General features: G+C 57.5%; 15 protein-coding genes, 1 tRNA gene and 3 pseudogenes. 13 read left to right on the forward strand and 6 right to left on the reverse strand.

Features of this window, described 5'->3' with window-relative positions:
• Window positions 1–11: 11 nt before the first annotated feature.
• The 3 genes from ACOERD_RS23705 to ACOERD_RS23715 are packed head-to-tail and all read right to left on the reverse strand — an operon-like array spanning window position 12 to window position 1,915.
• A complete protein-coding gene (locus ACOERD_RS23705) occupies window positions 12–488 on the reverse strand; it encodes a DUF2948 family protein (protein WP_170470878.1) in 477 nt (158 codons plus the stop codon).
• Window positions 485–1,753: a UDP-N-acetylglucosamine 1-carboxyvinyltransferase gene (gene murA / locus ACOERD_RS23710; protein WP_419740692.1), complete on the reverse strand. Its 1,269-nt coding sequence runs from the start codon at window positions 1,751–1,753 to the stop codon at window positions 485–487. The genes ACOERD_RS23705 and murA overlap by 4 nt, the downstream gene beginning before the upstream one ends.
• Window positions 1,754–1,759: 6 nt before the next feature.
• Window positions 1,760–1,915: a hypothetical protein gene (locus ACOERD_RS23715; protein WP_419740693.1), complete on the reverse strand. Its 156-nt coding sequence runs from the start codon at window positions 1,913–1,915 to the stop codon at window positions 1,760–1,762.
• Window positions 1,916–1,998: 83 nt separating this feature from the next.
• Between ACOERD_RS23715 and ACOERD_RS23720 the strand changes: the two genes are divergently transcribed.
• From ACOERD_RS23720 to ACOERD_RS23735, 4 genes and pseudogenes are all read left to right on the forward strand, one after another.
• Window positions 1,999–2,073: transfer RNA gene (locus ACOERD_RS23720), tRNA-Thr, on the forward strand.
• A gap of 97 nt (window positions 2,074–2,170) precedes the next feature.
• Window positions 2,171–2,419 (forward strand): DUF6538 domain-containing protein, encoded by a 249-nt coding sequence (locus ACOERD_RS23725; protein ID WP_419740694.1) that lies wholly within the window; start codon window positions 2,171–2,173, stop codon window positions 2,417–2,419.
• Window positions 2,420–2,421: 2 nt separating this feature from the next.
• Complete coding sequence (locus ACOERD_RS23730) at window positions 2,422–2,889, forward strand: hypothetical protein (RefSeq protein ID WP_419740695.1); 468 nt, start codon at window positions 2,422–2,424, stop codon at window positions 2,887–2,889.
• A gap of 6 nt (window positions 2,890–2,895) precedes the next feature.
• Window positions 2,896–3,522: pseudogene (locus ACOERD_RS23735) on the forward strand (IS5 family transposase); the annotation flags it as partial.
• A gap of 17 nt (window positions 3,523–3,539) precedes the next feature.
• On the opposite strand, the pseudogene ACOERD_RS23740 reads toward ACOERD_RS23735, so the two are convergent.
• A pseudogene (locus ACOERD_RS23740) lies at window positions 3,540–3,659 on the reverse strand (transposase); the annotation flags it as partial.
• 182 nt (window positions 3,660–3,841) lie between these two features.
• Between ACOERD_RS23740 and ACOERD_RS23745 the strand changes: the two are divergent.
• The 6 genes and pseudogenes from ACOERD_RS23745 to ACOERD_RS23770 all read left to right on the forward strand — a co-directional run.
• Window positions 3,842–4,834 (forward strand): alpha-1,2-fucosyltransferase, encoded by a 993-nt coding sequence (locus ACOERD_RS23745; RefSeq protein ID WP_419740696.1) that lies wholly within the window; start codon window positions 3,842–3,844, stop codon window positions 4,832–4,834.
• Window positions 4,809–5,420, forward strand: a complete 612-nt coding sequence (locus ACOERD_RS23750; RefSeq protein ID WP_419740697.1) for a GNAT family N-acetyltransferase — start codon at window positions 4,809–4,811, stop codon at window positions 5,418–5,420. The genes ACOERD_RS23745 and ACOERD_RS23750 overlap by 26 nt, the downstream gene beginning before the upstream one ends.
• A gap of 7 nt (window positions 5,421–5,427) precedes the next feature.
• Window positions 5,428–5,859: a sugar 3,4-ketoisomerase gene (locus ACOERD_RS23755; protein ID WP_419740698.1), complete on the forward strand. Its 432-nt coding sequence runs from the start codon at window positions 5,428–5,430 to the stop codon at window positions 5,857–5,859.
• Window positions 5,856–6,953, forward strand: coding sequence for a DegT/DnrJ/EryC1/StrS family aminotransferase (locus tag ACOERD_RS23760; RefSeq protein ID WP_419740699.1), 1,098 nt, complete (start codon window positions 5,856–5,858; stop codon window positions 6,951–6,953). Before ACOERD_RS23755 ends, ACOERD_RS23760 begins: the two co-directional genes overlap by 4 nt.
• A 71-nt stretch (window positions 6,954–7,024) precedes the next feature.
• On the forward strand, window positions 7,025–7,960 hold the full coding sequence (locus ACOERD_RS23765; RefSeq protein ID WP_170539206.1) for a glycosyltransferase family A protein: 936 nt from the start codon (window positions 7,025–7,027) through the stop codon (window positions 7,958–7,960).
• A 349-nt stretch (window positions 7,961–8,309) separates the two neighbouring features.
• Window positions 8,310–8,903: pseudogene (locus ACOERD_RS23770) on the forward strand (IS5 family transposase); the annotation flags it as partial.
• Window positions 8,904–8,965: 62 nt separating this feature from the next.
• Here ACOERD_RS23770 and ACOERD_RS23775 read toward each other — a convergent pair.
• On the reverse strand, window positions 8,966–10,555 hold the full coding sequence (locus ACOERD_RS23775; protein ID WP_419740700.1) for an AMP-binding protein: 1,590 nt from the start codon (window positions 10,553–10,555) through the stop codon (window positions 8,966–8,968).
• Window positions 10,556–10,654: 99 nt separating this feature from the next.
• Here ACOERD_RS23775 and ACOERD_RS23780 point away from each other — a divergent pair, with 99 nt between their 5' ends.
• Window positions 10,655–11,239, forward strand: coding sequence for a hypothetical protein (locus tag ACOERD_RS23780; protein WP_419740701.1), 585 nt, complete (start codon window positions 10,655–10,657; stop codon window positions 11,237–11,239).
• Here the strand turns inward: ACOERD_RS23780 and ACOERD_RS23785 are convergent.
• On the reverse strand, window positions 11,149–12,189 hold the full coding sequence (locus tag ACOERD_RS23785) for an IS110 family transposase (RefSeq protein ID WP_419738393.1): 1,041 nt from the start codon (window positions 12,187–12,189) through the stop codon (window positions 11,149–11,151). The genes ACOERD_RS23780 and ACOERD_RS23785 overlap by 91 nt on opposite strands.
• Window positions 12,190–12,463: 274 nt before the next feature.
• Here ACOERD_RS23785 and ACOERD_RS23790 point away from each other — a divergent pair, with 274 nt between their 5' ends.
• Both ACOERD_RS23790 and istB read left to right on the forward strand, forming a co-directional pair.
• Window positions 12,464–13,450: a Mu transposase domain-containing protein gene (locus tag ACOERD_RS23790; RefSeq protein WP_419740702.1), complete on the forward strand. Its 987-nt coding sequence runs from the start codon at window positions 12,464–12,466 to the stop codon at window positions 13,448–13,450.
• Window positions 13,437–14,168, forward strand: coding sequence for an IS21-like element helper ATPase IstB (gene istB / locus ACOERD_RS23795; protein WP_419737606.1), 732 nt, complete (start codon window positions 13,437–13,439; stop codon window positions 14,166–14,168). Before ACOERD_RS23790 ends, istB begins: the two co-directional genes overlap by 14 nt.
• Window positions 14,169–14,396: the final 228 nt, after the last annotated feature.

The raw sequence follows: 14,396 nt of genomic DNA on the forward strand, positions 1-14,396 counted from the left end.
ATATGCCGCGTTTATTCTGGATGATGCGGTGCCTGGCCCGAGGGAGCCTGATAGGGGCGCGTCACGTCTTTCAGGGTGGCTTCAATTGCCTCGACCGTCAGGCGGATCGCGCCGTCACCCGCAAGGGTCAACAGGATCTGTCCCGCGCCGTCCTCGCCCGCCTCGAAATCGACCGAGAGCAAGGACATCACCATATCCGTGTCGCGGCGGTCGATCCCCTGACTGGCAACAGACAGCACCGAGTCGAACACCAGAACCGACTGCACACGTTCAAAAGGTCGGTCGCGGCGAGTGGCGGCATCCTTGTCCTCCCACCGGAAGCGGTTCAGCAACAGCCCGAAACGGCGCTGCGAGGGCTGCCATTTCATCTCGGTCACCGGGAACACCGCATCCTGTGCAAGCGATGAGATCACCTGTAGGTCATCACCGTCTTCGGCGCCCAGATTCAGTGGCGCCTCGCGGCCGTCTTCAAAACTTGCGTCTGTCATTCGCCCTTGATCCGTTCGATTTTGGCACCCACGCCTTCCAGCTTGCGCACCACATGCTCATATCCGCGGTCCAGATGATAGACCCGGCTGACAGTTGTTTCGCCTTCTGCCGCCAGACCCGCCAGTATCAACGAGACCGAAGCCCGCAAGTCCGTCGCCATCACTGGCGCTCCTTTGAGGTTTTCAACACCGGTAACAGTCGCCGTTCCGCCATGCACTTCGATATTCGCGCCCATGCGTATCAGTTCGGGCGCGTGCATGAAGCGATTTTCGAAAATACGCTCCTCCAGAACCGAGGTCCCTTCGGCCGTACACATCAGCGCCATCATCTGCGCCTGCAGGTCGGTCGGAAAGCCCGGGAAAGGCTCGGTGACCACGTCCACGGCCCGCACGCGGCCATTCTTGCGCGCAACTTTCAGGCCCTTTTCGGTTTCCGAAACGCTGACGCCTGCGGCTTCGAGTTTTTCCACGAAGGAACTGACCAGCGACATGCGCCCGCCCAGCAGTTCTACCTCGCCACCACAGATCGCAGGGGCCAGCATATAGGTTCCCAACTCAATCCGGTCTGTCACCACCTGATGGGTGGCACCATGCAGGCGGTCGACGCCCTGAATTTCGATCGTCGAGGTCCCTTCGCCCGAGATCTGAGCGCCCATCTTGCGCAAACACTCCACCAGATCGACAATCTCGGGCTCGCGCGCTGCGTTCTTCAGAACAGTGGTGCCTTTGGCCAGGGTTGCAGCCATGACGATGTTCTCGGTCGCCCCGACCGAGGCAAAGCGCATCTCGTGCACCGCGCCCTTCAGCCCGCCCGGAGCCTTGGCGTGCAGATACCCGTCTTTCAGTTCGATCTCGGCACCCAGAGCCTCAAGCCCTTCGACATGCAAATCCATCGGCCGCGCGCCAATGGCGCAGCCACCCGGCAGCGACACGACCGCCTGCCGGAATCGCGCCAGCAACGGCCCCAGCACAAGATTCGAGGCCCGCATCTTTCGCACGATGTCATAATCCGCCGTCTGACTGGTCAGGTTATGGCTGGACATCGCGATGACCTGCCCGTCCTGCAGCGCGGACACCTCAGCCCCCAGCGATTGCAGCAGCGCTGTCATGGTCTTGATGTCGCTGAGGCGTGGCGCGTTGGTCAGCGTCAGCGGTTCTTCGCTGAGAAGAGTCGCGGGCATCAGCGTCAGGCACGCATTCTTGGCCCCCGCAATCGGCATCTGACCGTTCAGCGGGCCGTTGCCCGTCACCAGAATCGAATCCATCTGCTCTTATCCCTTGTCCTTGTCGGCTTTGTCATCCGAGGCCGCCCGCGCCTTGGCCTGCGCCTTGCGCCGTGCCATGTTGGCCTTGAGCGCCGCTTTCAGCCGCTCTTCCCGCGCATCACCGGATTTGCCGTGTTTTTTAGGTGTATCTTTGTCTGCCATGGTCTTTCTCTACAGGAGGCGAAAAAAACCGTCCAGACACCCTTGCGCCGCGTTTCGTTTGAGTCTAATCACCCGCCCACGATGCTGCTGTAGCTCAGAGGTAGAGCACTCCCTTGGTAAGGGAGAGGTCGAGAGTTCAATTCTCTCCAGCAGCACCATATAATCACCTTTGTTTTTATGGTTCCCCTTGTGTTTAAGGGTGTGACGCCGCGGTGTCTGGTACATGGAGGTGGTACATTTAAGCGAGAGAAGATAATGCCGAACCCTGTCCTACGAGGTAACGGGACCTATTACCTGTGGGTTGCGGCTCCTCCAGACGTTGCGAAAAAAGCAAAGGGGACGTTCGTGACTATGCCCATCGGCGACGCCACAACGCGAGCCAAGTTCAACACTCATGCCAAAGCGTCTCTGAGGACGAAAGAACTGACGGAAGCGCGGAAGCGGTTCCCCGCTGCATTGGCCGCATTTGAAGCCCATTGGGACAGCTTGAGGAGAGGCCAATAGAGTTGAGCCACAAACAGGCACTGGCGCTTGCTGGCGAGGTGCGGGCAGCGTTTGTGGCGGTCTTCGACGAAAACCCCGGTGAACCCCAGATGAGGCAGGACGTTTCGAGACGGAACGCGTTGGCTCAGAAAGGGCTGGTCAACGAGCTGCAGGTGGAAATCGACGACCCACTGAAGACACAAGCAACACTCGAGGCGAAGTTCGGAGGGCTAGTTGATGCGGTTCTCGGCAAGCGTCACCCGAGCATCACTTCAGCTTCGCGCATGAAATTACTGGGCCACTTGTCAACTGAAATGAACGAAGCGGCAGCAGTCAATGAGGCGAGGGCGTTTGGCGATTACTTCAGACATTGGCCAGGCGGCGAATACCCTGAATACGTTGAGCCGAAGGCACAAGAAAGAGAAAATGAAAATGTCGATACCAGCAAAACCCTAGGGTCAGGACCCATTGATTTCCGCTTGGCCGCGTAAGCCCCGGAAACGCTCTATAACTGTTGGAAGCGGTGGAGCGACAAAGGCATCTTCGCCCGGATGATGGCCTGTCTGGCTGCCGAACACGGTGAAGAGAAGACTGTGATGGTCGATGCCAACGACCTCAAGGCGCACCGTACCGCAAGCAGTTTGGACGTCAAAAAAGGGGGCGTGGACGCCTGATTCACTGCCCGGCAGGCGCATCCGGAGGATGCTGTCGAGAGGGGTCGCACTAAGGGCGGCATGAATACCAAGTTGCATGCCATCTGCGACAGCCGGGGACGTCCGCTCAACCTGTTCATCACCGCCGGTCAGGTCAGCGATTACATTGGTGCGCGGGCACTGCTAAGCGGCCTGCCGGATGTCGATTGGCTGCTCGGGGATCGTGGCTATGACGCCGATTGGTTCCGGGAAGCGTTGAAAGACAAAGGGATACGCGCCTGCATCCCTGGCCGGAAGCAGCGGAAGAAACCGGTAAAGTTCGACAAGCGTCGTTACAAACGGCACAACCGGATCGAGATCATGTTCGGCAGGTTGAAGGATTGGCGGCTTGTGGCAACCCGCTACGACAGGTGCCCGAAGGTCTTCCTGTCAGCAATCGCCCTCGCAGCACTCGTTATCTATTGGCTATGAGGCCTGAACCTAGTCTGGACCGCCCAATCCAAACCGACCAGCCGCAACAAAATCTGCAAGAACCCGATCGTTGGCCGGAGCGGCATCCTAAACAAAATCTTCAGGGTAAGGCGGGCCTGGATCGCGGCATCGCTGTACGGCACAGGTTTAAATTGCCGTTTTTATTTTGGCATGGCCATGGCAAATTTAATGGCATATCTATACGCCTATGTCGCCTCGCAGTCTTCGTAAATCCTTGCATTCGTTCGTCGCTAAACGAAAGAACCGTTCACTTCGCCAGAGGGGAGAGGAGATCCTGCGTGCGCGAGGGGAAGACCCCATGGTTATTGTCATGGTTGACGGTGGGCTTTGCTCGGCGATCACGAAGTACGTGTTGGGCGAATGTTTCAGGAAGGCCTTCGGCATGGTCATAAAGTACGATCTGATGTGGTTCGAGACCAACGGCATGGATTGCTCCAACAAGAGCAGCCGCCTGTTCACCCTGACTACGCTGTTTCCAAATATCAAAATGGACGCCGCCACGCAGGACGAGATCGATTTCTACAAGCGACATTTCTACTACAATAATCCGAAACCCTACTGGTACGACCCTGCCATCTTTGATCACCCACAGCCGCTGTATTTCGATGGTTACGCAGAACACTGGAAGTACGTGGCCGACGTCGAAGACAAGGTGCTTTCAGAACTGCGCTTCAAGGACCTTGAGTTGAACGAGGCCAACCGGGATGTGCTGTCGGATATTCATAAGGCACCCATGTCGATCGCGGTCCATGTGCGTCGTGGGGACTACTTAAGCATCGGCATGGCGATGCTTGGCGAGGATTACTACAGAACTGCCATCGATCAGATCGTCTCAGCCTCGGGTCAGGATAAGGCGAAGGTCTTCTTCTTCTCTGACGACATCGACTGGGTGCGCAGTCACCTGGCGCCGAAACTGCCGCCACACATCGAATGGCGCTGCATCGATGTGAACAATACCGAGGCCGGACACTTGGACCTTCTGCTGATCTCGGAATGCGATCACCAGGTGAGCTCGAATTCCAGCTTCGGGTATTGGGGCGGCCTGCTGAACGACAACGACAAAAAGACAGTGATTGTTCCGATGCGCTGGCTGCCAGGTCAGACACGCGGCCCGGAGCTGGCCGGTTGCGACACCGCGCATGACTACCCTGGCTTCCAGAAGCTCGAGAACGTCCCCGGCGCCAGAGAGGTTCGCCCGTTCGATGAGGCCTTGCAAAGCCGAAAGGGCCACGGCGTGCCTCAGGCTGAGACCGGAGTTATGGCTGGTGCAGCGCGTCGGAAACATCCATAGTGGCGACTGCGACCGCAGCGCCACCACAAGCTCCAAAAGGATCATGACCAAATCGTCTGTTGCCCAAGTGGCCGGGCCCAACCTGAGACTCAGGCTAATTACGCCCGCTGATGCCCCCTATGTGTACGCTCTGCGTACGAACCCGCACTACAATAGGCACCTGTCCCCGGTCACGGGTACGGTTGCGGATCAGCGACAATGGATCGAAGGCTACAAGGCCGAGGAGGCCCAGTGTCGGCAGCTTTATTACGTGATCGAGCGTCACGACGGCACCCGCTGCGGGTTGGTACGCCTGTATAAAATCGAAAAAGACCGATTCACCTGGGGCAGCTGGATCCTCGACGCCAACAAACCCAGGAAGGCCGCGCTGGAAAGCGCCTTCTTGTCATTTGGCATCGGCTTCGACCATCTAGGCCTCGGCATAGCCAAGGTTGATGTCCGGGTGGAAAACACCCACGCCGAGGCGTTCTATCGCCGTCTCGGCATGATCGAGACCAATAGGACCGCGCAAGACATCTTCTTTGACTATCCGCGCAAACTGTTCGAAGAGTTACGCGTCACATATTTACAACTTCTCAAAGGGTGACCTTTCCATGACACGAATTTCCGCGCACCAAGGCAGCGCCCGGATCATCGACCTTCCACAAATCCATGATCCCCGTGGCGACCTGACCTTCGTGGAAGGGGGTAACCATCTGCCGTTCGACATTGCTCGGGTCTATTACCTTTACAACGTACCCGTCGACTCCGAACGTGGCGGCCATGCACACCGCGATCTTGAACAGGTCATCTTTGCGCTGTCCGGCAGTTTCCGCATTAAGATCGACGACGGAGAAACCAAGACCGAATTCTGGCTGCGTGACCCGCGCAAAGGGCTTTACGTCAACCGGATGATCTGGCGCGAAATGGATGCCTTCAGTCAAGGCGCAGTCTGCATGGTGCTTGCCTCGCATGTCTATGATGAGTCCGACTATTTCCGGGACTACAATGAATTTCAGAACGCGCTGCGTGGAGGGGTCGAATGATCCCTTTCCTCGATCTGGGCGCGGCCTACCGCGAGCTGAAGCAACAAATCGACGACGCTGTGGCGCGAGTGCTAGACAGTGGTTTCTACATCCTCGGTCCCGAGGTCGAGGCCTTCGAGGCAGAATGGGCCGCCTATTGCGGCAGCAAGTTCGCCGTGGGGCTGGCCAACGGACTAGACGCTCTGACACTGGCCCTGCGTGCGCTGGACATCGGGCCGGGCGACGAGGTTATCGTGCCTTCGAACACCTATATCGCCACCTGGCTTGCCGTCTCTGGTGTTGGTGCAATACCGGTTCCGGTCGAACCTGACCCGGCCACCCACAATATCGATCCGACCCTTATCGAAGCGGCCATCACCCTGCGTACCCGCGCTGTGCTTCCGGTGCACCTTTACGGCCAGCCTGCCGACCTAGATTCTATCCTCGAGATTGCGGGCCGCCACGGGCTTCGGGTGATCGAAGATGCGGCGCAGGCGCATGGTGCGGCCTACAAGGGGCAGCGGCTTGGCGGGCATGGCGATATTGTCTGCTGGAGCTTCTATCCGGGCAAAAACCTTGGGGCACTTGGGGATGCCGGGGCGGTGACGACCAACGACGCAGACCTGGCCGCCCGGGTGGCGATACTGCGTAACTACGGCTCTCACGAGAAATACGTCAACGAAGAGCCCGGCGTAAATTCACGCCTCGATCCCGTGCAGGCGGCTGTTCTGCGGGTAAAGTTGAAGGCGCTGGACGATTGGACCGAACGGCGCCGCACGATCGCCGTCGACTATCTCAAGGGGTTGAAGGGCAGCAGCCTGATCCTGCCGCATGTGCCCGATTGGGCGGACCCTGTCTGGCACCTTTTTGTTGTCCGCACCAAAATGCGCGCTGAGATGCAGGCGCATCTGGCCGAGGCCAAGGTCGGGACGCTCATCCATTATCCGATCCCGCCGCACATGCAGGGCGCCTATGCGGATCTGTGCCTCAAAGCCGAGGCTTTCCCGATTGCCCGCCGTCTGGCACAAGAAGTGCTGAGCTTGCCAATGGGGCCTCAACTGGATAGATCACTCGTTAAAAACCGAGTCATACCCGAGATCCTGCGCGCCTGCTGACATGGGCGCTGGACGGTCAATCGCTTCAATTGAACGTCCCGTTCATGACGAGGCCGAAAAGCGAGAACTGAATGTCTCATTTGTGTTCTGTATTATGCGTCTCCTACAACCATGCGAGATTTGCTGCGGCGGGTCTGCAATCGATCTACGAACAAACCTATCGCAATATCGAAATCATCGTCCTGGACGATGGATCACCGGATAATTCGGTCGAAGTGATTGAGGCCGCACTGGCTAAGAGCCCCTTTCCGACCACTTTCATAAAGCAGGAAAATTCCGGCAATGTGCCGGCGAACTTCAACAAGGTTCTGGACGCAGCGTCGGGCGAATTTGTCACAATGATGTCGTTGGATGACCTCCTGATGCCGGACTGTATCAAAGATGCGGTCGAGGTTTTGTCGAAAGCTCGGAACATCGTCTTCGCAGCCAATACCGGTCACTACGAGATCGACGAAAACGGCCACCGGATTACGGATGCCATTCACCTTCCGCTTCCTGCGAACCACCCCGAAACGGCTCAGGACCTGATTGAGCTGGAGTATAGGAGCCTTGGCTCCTTCTACATCCAAGGTCAGGTGTTCCGCCGCGACGCCCTCATGGCTGTGGGCGGTTTTGATGACACGATGACCGGGGACGACATAGTTCTGCGGACGCGCCTGTTTCAGCACATGGTGCGACACCCCGAGTTGACCTTTTCGCTGGGGAACAAGATCGTTCTCTCCTACCGCAAACACGGAAATAATCTGCACCAGAACGCCTTCCGGCAGATCAAAACAATCGTGCAGTGGGGGGAAAAGTACTTCCCGGGCCGCGCTTACCCCGACCTGTTTTTCAGGTGGCTCGAACACTTTATCGAGCAGAGCATCAGGCAAGATCGGCCCGAAGATATCCGGAAAGCTTCGGATCTTAGCCCGCAGGTCGCGCAGTTCATTCAAAGTTACCAGAAAACGTGGACTTATCGCCGTCGCAACACTAAGCGGAAAATCCGAAAGTTGTTCGGCGCTTAGGTTCCGATCTCATAGTCAGTCGATATCGGTGAAAAAAGCTCCCGACTACATCTAGTGTTTGCGCCGGTTTATCACCGCGCCCGGTGAGTGCGGCGATTATTCGGGCTATTGGCGCACAGTTTCAGGTCGTGCCCTTGTGGGCAGACAAAAACGTCGCGCTCTGCGTCATGCGTGAAGGCCTCGTGGATCTGGTCGGGATACTGGCAAAGGGAATGCCCCTTTGGCTTATGGCCCACACAGTTGAAGGGAATCGTGGTCCCAGTGGGACCGCGCAAGCCCCGGAAACGCCCAATAACCGTTGGAAGCGGTGGAGGTGAGTGGCAAACGCCACTGGTTCGAATGCCGCCACGAACAAGGCATCTTCGCCCGGATGATGGCCTGTCTGGCTGCCGAACACGGTGAAGACAAGACTGTGATGGTCGATGCCAACGACCTCAAGGCGCACCGTACCGCAAGCAGTTTGGACGTCAAAAAAGGGGGCGTGGACGCCTGATTCACTGCCCGGCAGGCGCATCCGGAGGATGCTGCCGAGAGGGGTCGCACCAAGGGCGGCATGAATACCAAGTTGCATGCCATCTGCGACAGCCGGGGACGTCCGCTCAACCTGTTCATCACCGCCGGTCAGGTCAGCGATTACATTGATGCGCGGGCACTGCTAAGCGGCGTGCCGGATGTCGATTGGCTGCTCGGGGATCGTGGCTATGACGCCGATTGGTTCCGGGAAGCGTTGAAAGACAAAGGGATACGCGCCTGCATCCCTGGCCGGAAGCAGCGGAAGAAACCGGTAAAGTTCGACAAGCGTCGTTACAAACGGCACAACCGGATCGAGATCATGTTCGGCAGGTTGAAGGATTGGCGGCGTATGGCAACCCGCTACGACAGGTACCCGAAGGTCTTCCTGTCAGCAATCGCCCTCGCAGCACTCGTTATCTATTGGCTATGAGTCCTGACCCTGGGTTTGAGGCTTTGCCCGAGCTTCGTTGGAGAAACCCGGGCAGACGTAGGTCAAAGCGATAGTGTTTTGACACGATCGCGCAGTTGGAATTTCTGGATCTTGCCGGTTGAGGTCTTGGGAAGCGTCTCAAAAACAACTGCTTTTGGGGCTTTGAACCCGGCCAGATGATCGCGACAGAAAGCGATGATGTCCTCGGCGCTTGCCTCGGCCCCATCGCGTAATTCGATAAAGGCGCAGGGGACCTCGCCCCATTTCTCATGTGGCATTGCGACCACGGCGGCGGCCTGAACCGCGTCATGGCGATACAGCACCGCTTCGACCTCGACGGATGAGATGTTTTCGCCGCCCGAGATGATCACGTCCTTCAGCCGGTCGCGGATCTGGATGTAGCCGTTTTCATGCATCACAGCTCCATCGCCGGACCAGAACCAGCCGTCCTCGAAGGCGTTTGAGCTAGCCTCGACGTCTTTGTAATACCCGGCCATGACCGTGTTGCCCCGAATGGCGATCTCACCTTGTGTGGCACCATCGCGCGGCACCGGCGCGCCGTTGTCGCGGTCGATGACTGTGACCTCTTCGACCATCGGGAAGGCGATGCCCTGCTGCGCTTGCAATTCAGCCTGTTCCGCAGGGCTGAGATCGTTCCACTCCTCCTGCCAGAGGCATTGCGAGATGTGGCCGTAAGTCTCGGTCAGGCCATAGACCTGCATGACGTCAAACCCCATCGCGCGGGTCTTTTCCAAGACCGAAGGGGGCGGAGGCGCGCCTGCGGTTAGAACACGGATTGCGGGATCAAAGGGGGCAGCGTCGCTTTCGGCCTCGGCCAGCATTTGCAGCACGATGGGGGCGGCACCGAAATGGGTCACACCATGTGTGCGGATCGCCTCTAGAATACGGTCTGCGGCGGGGACGCGTGTAAAGACAACCGTCCCTCCGAGCATCGCCATCAACCAGGGATGGCCCCAGCCGTTGCAATGGAACATCGGCACGACGGACAGATAAACCGGATAGGGCGGCATCTGCCATGCTGTGCCCGTACCCAACGCCATCAGGTAAGCGCCGCGGTGGTGATAGACGACACCCTTGGGGCGGCCCGAGGTGCCCGAGGTGTAGTTGAGTGCAATCGCGTCCCACTCATCATCAGGCAGATCGACTGGCAGGGGCGGGGCTGTGGTCAGCGCCTCATAGGTCTGGCCTCCGAGGCTTTCACCAGTGGCGGCGGGATCGGCGATTTCGACCACAGGTATTGTGCGACCCAACAGATCAAAGGCTTTGGACAGAAGCGGCACCAGTTCCCGGTCCACGATCACCAGCTTTGTGTCCGCATGATCCAGAATATAGGCGATGGTTTCGGGCTCGAGCCTTATGTTGAGCGTATTCAGCACCCCTCCGGTCAGAGGCAGGGCAAAATGCAGCTCAAACAGTTCCGGGATGTTTGGGCTGAGGACCGCGACCGTATCACCCTTTTGCACGCCAAGCGCGGCCAACCCACTGGCCACCGCGCGAATACGGGCGGCGGTTTCCGCCCAGCTTCGTCGGATATCACCATAGATAACGGCCGTGCGCGCGCCGTGCAGGGATTCGGCGCGGCGCAGGAAGGACAAAGGTGACAAAGGCACATGGTGTAGAAAAGCGTGCAATTTTGACCCCCTAAGCGGGGAAATCGGCGTCCAAATTTGACCCCTCCCTATGGTTGTAGACATCCTTTTCATTGAGCAGTCGATGGAGAGGCAAGCGGGATGATTTGCGTGGAAACTATTAGAAAAGTGCGTCGCTTACACCTGATCGAAAAAAAGAGCATCAAGGAAATTTGCCGTTCGCTCAATTTGAGCCGTGCAACGGTTCGAAAGATAATCCGATCGGGAGTGACGGAGTTCAAATATGAGCGCAAATCGCAGCCATACCCGGTGCTCGGGCCTTGGCGCGCGCGTCTGGATGAAACGCTTGAGGAGAACGAGGCGCTTCCGAAGAAACACCGCAAGCGGATGACCAAAATCTGGAAGGAACTCTCCGATGATGGTTTTGGCGGCGGGTATGACAGTGTTCGACGCTACACAAAGAATTGGCGCATTGCGCACGGCCGACAACAGGCGCAGGCGTTCATCCCGCTGATCTTTGATCCTGGGGAGGCGTACCAGTTCGACTGGAGTGTGGAGACGGTTTTGATGGACGGTGCACTCACGACCGTGAAGGTTGCCCATTTCAAACTTTGCCATAGCCGCATGCCATTCTCCTATGATGTTTGTCCAGCGGTTTGTCTGGTATTTTTGATCTTGAAGGCTGGGAAGTCCTCGAATATCCAATTGTTTTTCAATGTGTTGTAGATGATGGTCAGGAGCTTTCGAGCGGTGGCGATGATGGCTTTTCCCGACCCGCGCCGCTCCTTGATGCGGCGGTAGAACGTGTTGAGATAGCCGGAATATCGGATGGCGCTGAGCGTGCATTGCACCAGCGTCGTACGCACCAGCTTGTTGCCCTGCTTCGTAATCCTGCCGTGTATTTCAACGCCGTTTGAGGCGGCAACACGCGGCACGATCCCCACATAAGCGGCCAGTTTGTCGGCGGTGGCAAAGTCGTTCACATCGCCAATCCCGGACAGGAAAATCGCAGCGGCCCGCGCTCCAATGCCCTTGATTGAGGTGATTTCCTCAAACCCATCAAGCGCTGCAGCGGTCTCTTCCAGCGCCTTATCCAGCCTGCGGATCGCGGCACTCAACTGCAACGCCTGATCCCGCAGCTCCGTCAGTTCGATCCGTTCGACGTCGCTGAAGCGTTCAATCTCCAAAGCGCGCAACCGTTTGTCCGAGAAACCCGCCTTCTTGAGTTTGATCCCGTGCCGATTGAACATGCCATGGATCTTGTTGAGTACCCTGGTACGCGATTTCACCAACATGTCTCGAGTCTGTGCCAGAGAGGCCAGTTCGGTTTCACCTGCACGTTTCAGGCGTGTCTCGGGGAGCATGTCTTTAGACAGGAACGTCGCCAGAGCGCGCGCATCGTTGCGGTCGGTTTTCTTCACCGATTTGCGGATCACCTGGAACTGGCGTGGGTTCACCACGACGATCCGGCCCACGCAGGGGCGAATTTCTCGGCAGAACCATGCCGAGTTGCCGGTCGCTTCTACCGCCACTTCATCCTCCGCATCCACGCTCAGGCAGAACCGCTCAAGATCAGCCGCCGCGAGTTGAAACGTCTCAAACGCCTCTGAGCCATCCCCACCAATGCGGCAGATCGTGAAGGAATTCGTATGTAAATCGACACCAATAAAGGCCATGTGCTATACTCCCATCGTTGGGAGGCGGAACCCCGGATGGGGCGTGAACGGCCAAACCAAACTCCTATTCGAGGTCAGGGCAACAGCCCACGCCTCAGGATGGTCGTTCGGAAACAGGTGAAGGGTAATCTCCTTTACAGGGTCAAACGCCCTAGATTGCTCATACATCCTGAAACCTATCCGCCTCTCCCAACTCAATAACAGAATCAGGAATTTTGACCGTTCACAGCACATTCATCCCATCTCCATTGCCTATCCGCGCGAGACGCAGGAGATGGTCTTTGATGCCCACGACGAGGCCTTCAAATTCTTTGGTGGAGGCTGCATCAACGGGATCTACGATAACATGACGACCGCCGTCGATGCGATCCTGTCGGGCAAGGAAAGAAAGTTCAACAAGGCATTCTCCCGGATGTGTTCTCATCATCTGGTGAACCCGATCGCCTGTACGCGCGCGGCCGGTTGGGAGAAGGGTCAGGTTGAGAATCTGGTCAAGGAGAGCCGCGCCTATAGTTTTACACCGCGTCTGGAGGTGGCCGACTTCGATGAATTGAATGCCCGGCTGCAAAAAGACGCGATCAAACGCGCAAAAGAACTGCGGCATCCGGAAAACCTGGAGGTGACGGTCTGGGAGGAGTTCCAGCAGGAAAAGCCGCTGCTGACGCATCTGCAGAAGCCCTTCGTCGGGTTCCGTGAAAAGACGGTCGCCGTGAGCCGAACCTGCCTGATCAACTTCGAAAGAAACAAATACAGCGTTGAGGCAAGAGCTGTTGGACGTCAGGTCCAGTTGCAGGTCTACGCCACGCGGATTGTCCTGCGCCAAGACGGTGAGATTGTCGGAGAGCACGAACGGTGCTTCGGCCGAGGAAAAACGATCTTCAACCCTTGGCACTATGTGCCCGTCCTCAAGCGCAAGCCTGGCGCTCTGCGCAATGGAGCACCGTTCCGTGACTGGGACCTACCACCGGCAATGACGCAGATCTGGACCCATCTGCGGGGCACATCCGACGGAGACCGGCAACTTGCCGATATTCTTTTCGCTGCTTACCAGCACGACATTGATGTGGTCGAGGCTGCCTGCGAAGAAGCTCTAAAATCTGGCCTGCGCAAGGCCGATGCGATCCTGAACATTGTCTCTCGGCGCACCAATCCCCCGCCGCCAAAGGCGATTGAGCCGCCTGCCCACCTGCAGCTGAAAATGGCACCGATCGCGGATTGCGCTCGCTATGACAGGCTTGGAGGCTCCCATGCAACTGCGTAAGGAAATTCTCGAACTTGCCCGTCAACTGAAGTTGCCAGGCATCGTCAACTGCTTTGACGAAGTGATGCAGGCCGCAGCCAAAAACAACTGGCGGCCCCAACAGGTCGTGGCCGAACTCCTCACGGCCGAACTGGCCGAAAAGACTGCGCGCTCGATCCGGTATCAGATGGGTGCCGCAAAGTTCCCGGTCTGCAAGTCCTTACCTGAGTTCGACTTCACGGTCAGCCCCGTCAACGAGGAAGTCGTGCGCAATCTTCATGACGGCGATTTTATGGACCAGGCCAGGAATGGCGTGCTGGTCGGTGGAACCGGATCGGGCAAAACGCATCTCGCAACAGCGATCGGGGGCCACGCGGTCAATAACCGCCGGCGGGTCAGGTTCTTCAGCGCTGTGGATCTCGCGAACAAGCTGGAGGCTGAACATCGCGAAGGCAACGCCGGGCGGCTCAGCGAGCAGCTGATCCGCGTCGACCTCGTGATTATAGACGAACTCGGTTATCTGCCGTTCGCAGAGTCTGGTGGACGATTACTCTTCCATCTCATCAGCAAACTGTACGAGCGAACGTCTATTCTGCTAACAACCAACCTCGCATTTGCTGAATGGCCGAGTGTGTTCACAGATGCCAAAATGACCACTGCTCTCCTGGATCGACTGACACACCATTGCGATATCATCGAAACCGGGAACGAAAGCTGGCGAATTAACCACCGCGACTAACCTCGAAATCGGGGAATAAATTCAAAACAGACAGCAGGTCAAACCTTCAGTCGAGCTACGCTCTCTTTTCGGTTTGACCTGCTGTCCACCCCCTCCTGAATCAACCTAAACACGACCCCCTCAACGCCCCTCTTAGCTCCAAGGGGGGGCAAATTTGGACGCCGATGGGGGGTCATTATTCAATGCCGATGTCGAGAACATTCTGAATTGTCCGGTGTAGGTAACATG

This window comes from Ruegeria sp. (genome assembly GCF_965199275.1).
Lineage (GTDB): Bacteria > Pseudomonadota > Alphaproteobacteria > Rhodobacterales > Rhodobacteraceae > Ruegeria.

Excerpts from the sequence above, each read along its gene's own strand:
- ACOERD_RS23780 (WP_419740701.1), top strand. The coding sequence starts at position 10,655 with ATGATTTGCGTGGAAACTATTAGAAAAGTGCGTCGCTTACACCTGATC.
- ACOERD_RS23705 (WP_170470878.1), bottom strand. The coding sequence starts at position 488 with ATGACAGACGCAAGTTTTGAAGACGGCCGCGAGGCGCCACTGAATCTG.
- murA (WP_419740692.1), bottom strand. The coding sequence starts at position 1,753 with ATGGATTCGATTCTGGTGACGGGCAACGGCCCGCTGAACGGTCAGATG.
- istB (WP_419737606.1), top strand. The coding sequence starts at position 13,437 with ATGCAACTGCGTAAGGAAATTCTCGAACTTGCCCGTCAACTGAAGTTG.
- ACOERD_RS23725 (WP_419740694.1), top strand. The coding sequence starts at position 2,171 with ATGCCGAACCCTGTCCTACGAGGTAACGGGACCTATTACCTGTGGGTT.
- ACOERD_RS23765 (WP_170539206.1), top strand. The coding sequence starts at position 7,025 with ATGTCTCATTTGTGTTCTGTATTATGCGTCTCCTACAACCATGCGAGA.
- ACOERD_RS23760 (WP_419740699.1), top strand. The coding sequence starts at position 5,856 with ATGATCCCTTTCCTCGATCTGGGCGCGGCCTACCGCGAGCTGAAGCAA.
- ACOERD_RS23785 (WP_419738393.1), bottom strand. The coding sequence starts at position 12,189 with ATGGCCTTTATTGGTGTCGATTTACATACGAATTCCTTCACGATCTGC.
- ACOERD_RS23745 (WP_419740696.1), top strand. The coding sequence starts at position 3,842 with ATGGTTATTGTCATGGTTGACGGTGGGCTTTGCTCGGCGATCACGAAG.
- ACOERD_RS23715 (WP_419740693.1), bottom strand. The coding sequence starts at position 1,915 with ATGGCAGACAAAGATACACCTAAAAAACACGGCAAATCCGGTGATGCG.
- ACOERD_RS23755 (WP_419740698.1), top strand. The coding sequence starts at position 5,428 with ATGACACGAATTTCCGCGCACCAAGGCAGCGCCCGGATCATCGACCTT.
- ACOERD_RS23790 (WP_419740702.1), top strand. The coding sequence starts at position 12,464 with ATGGTCTTTGATGCCCACGACGAGGCCTTCAAATTCTTTGGTGGAGGC.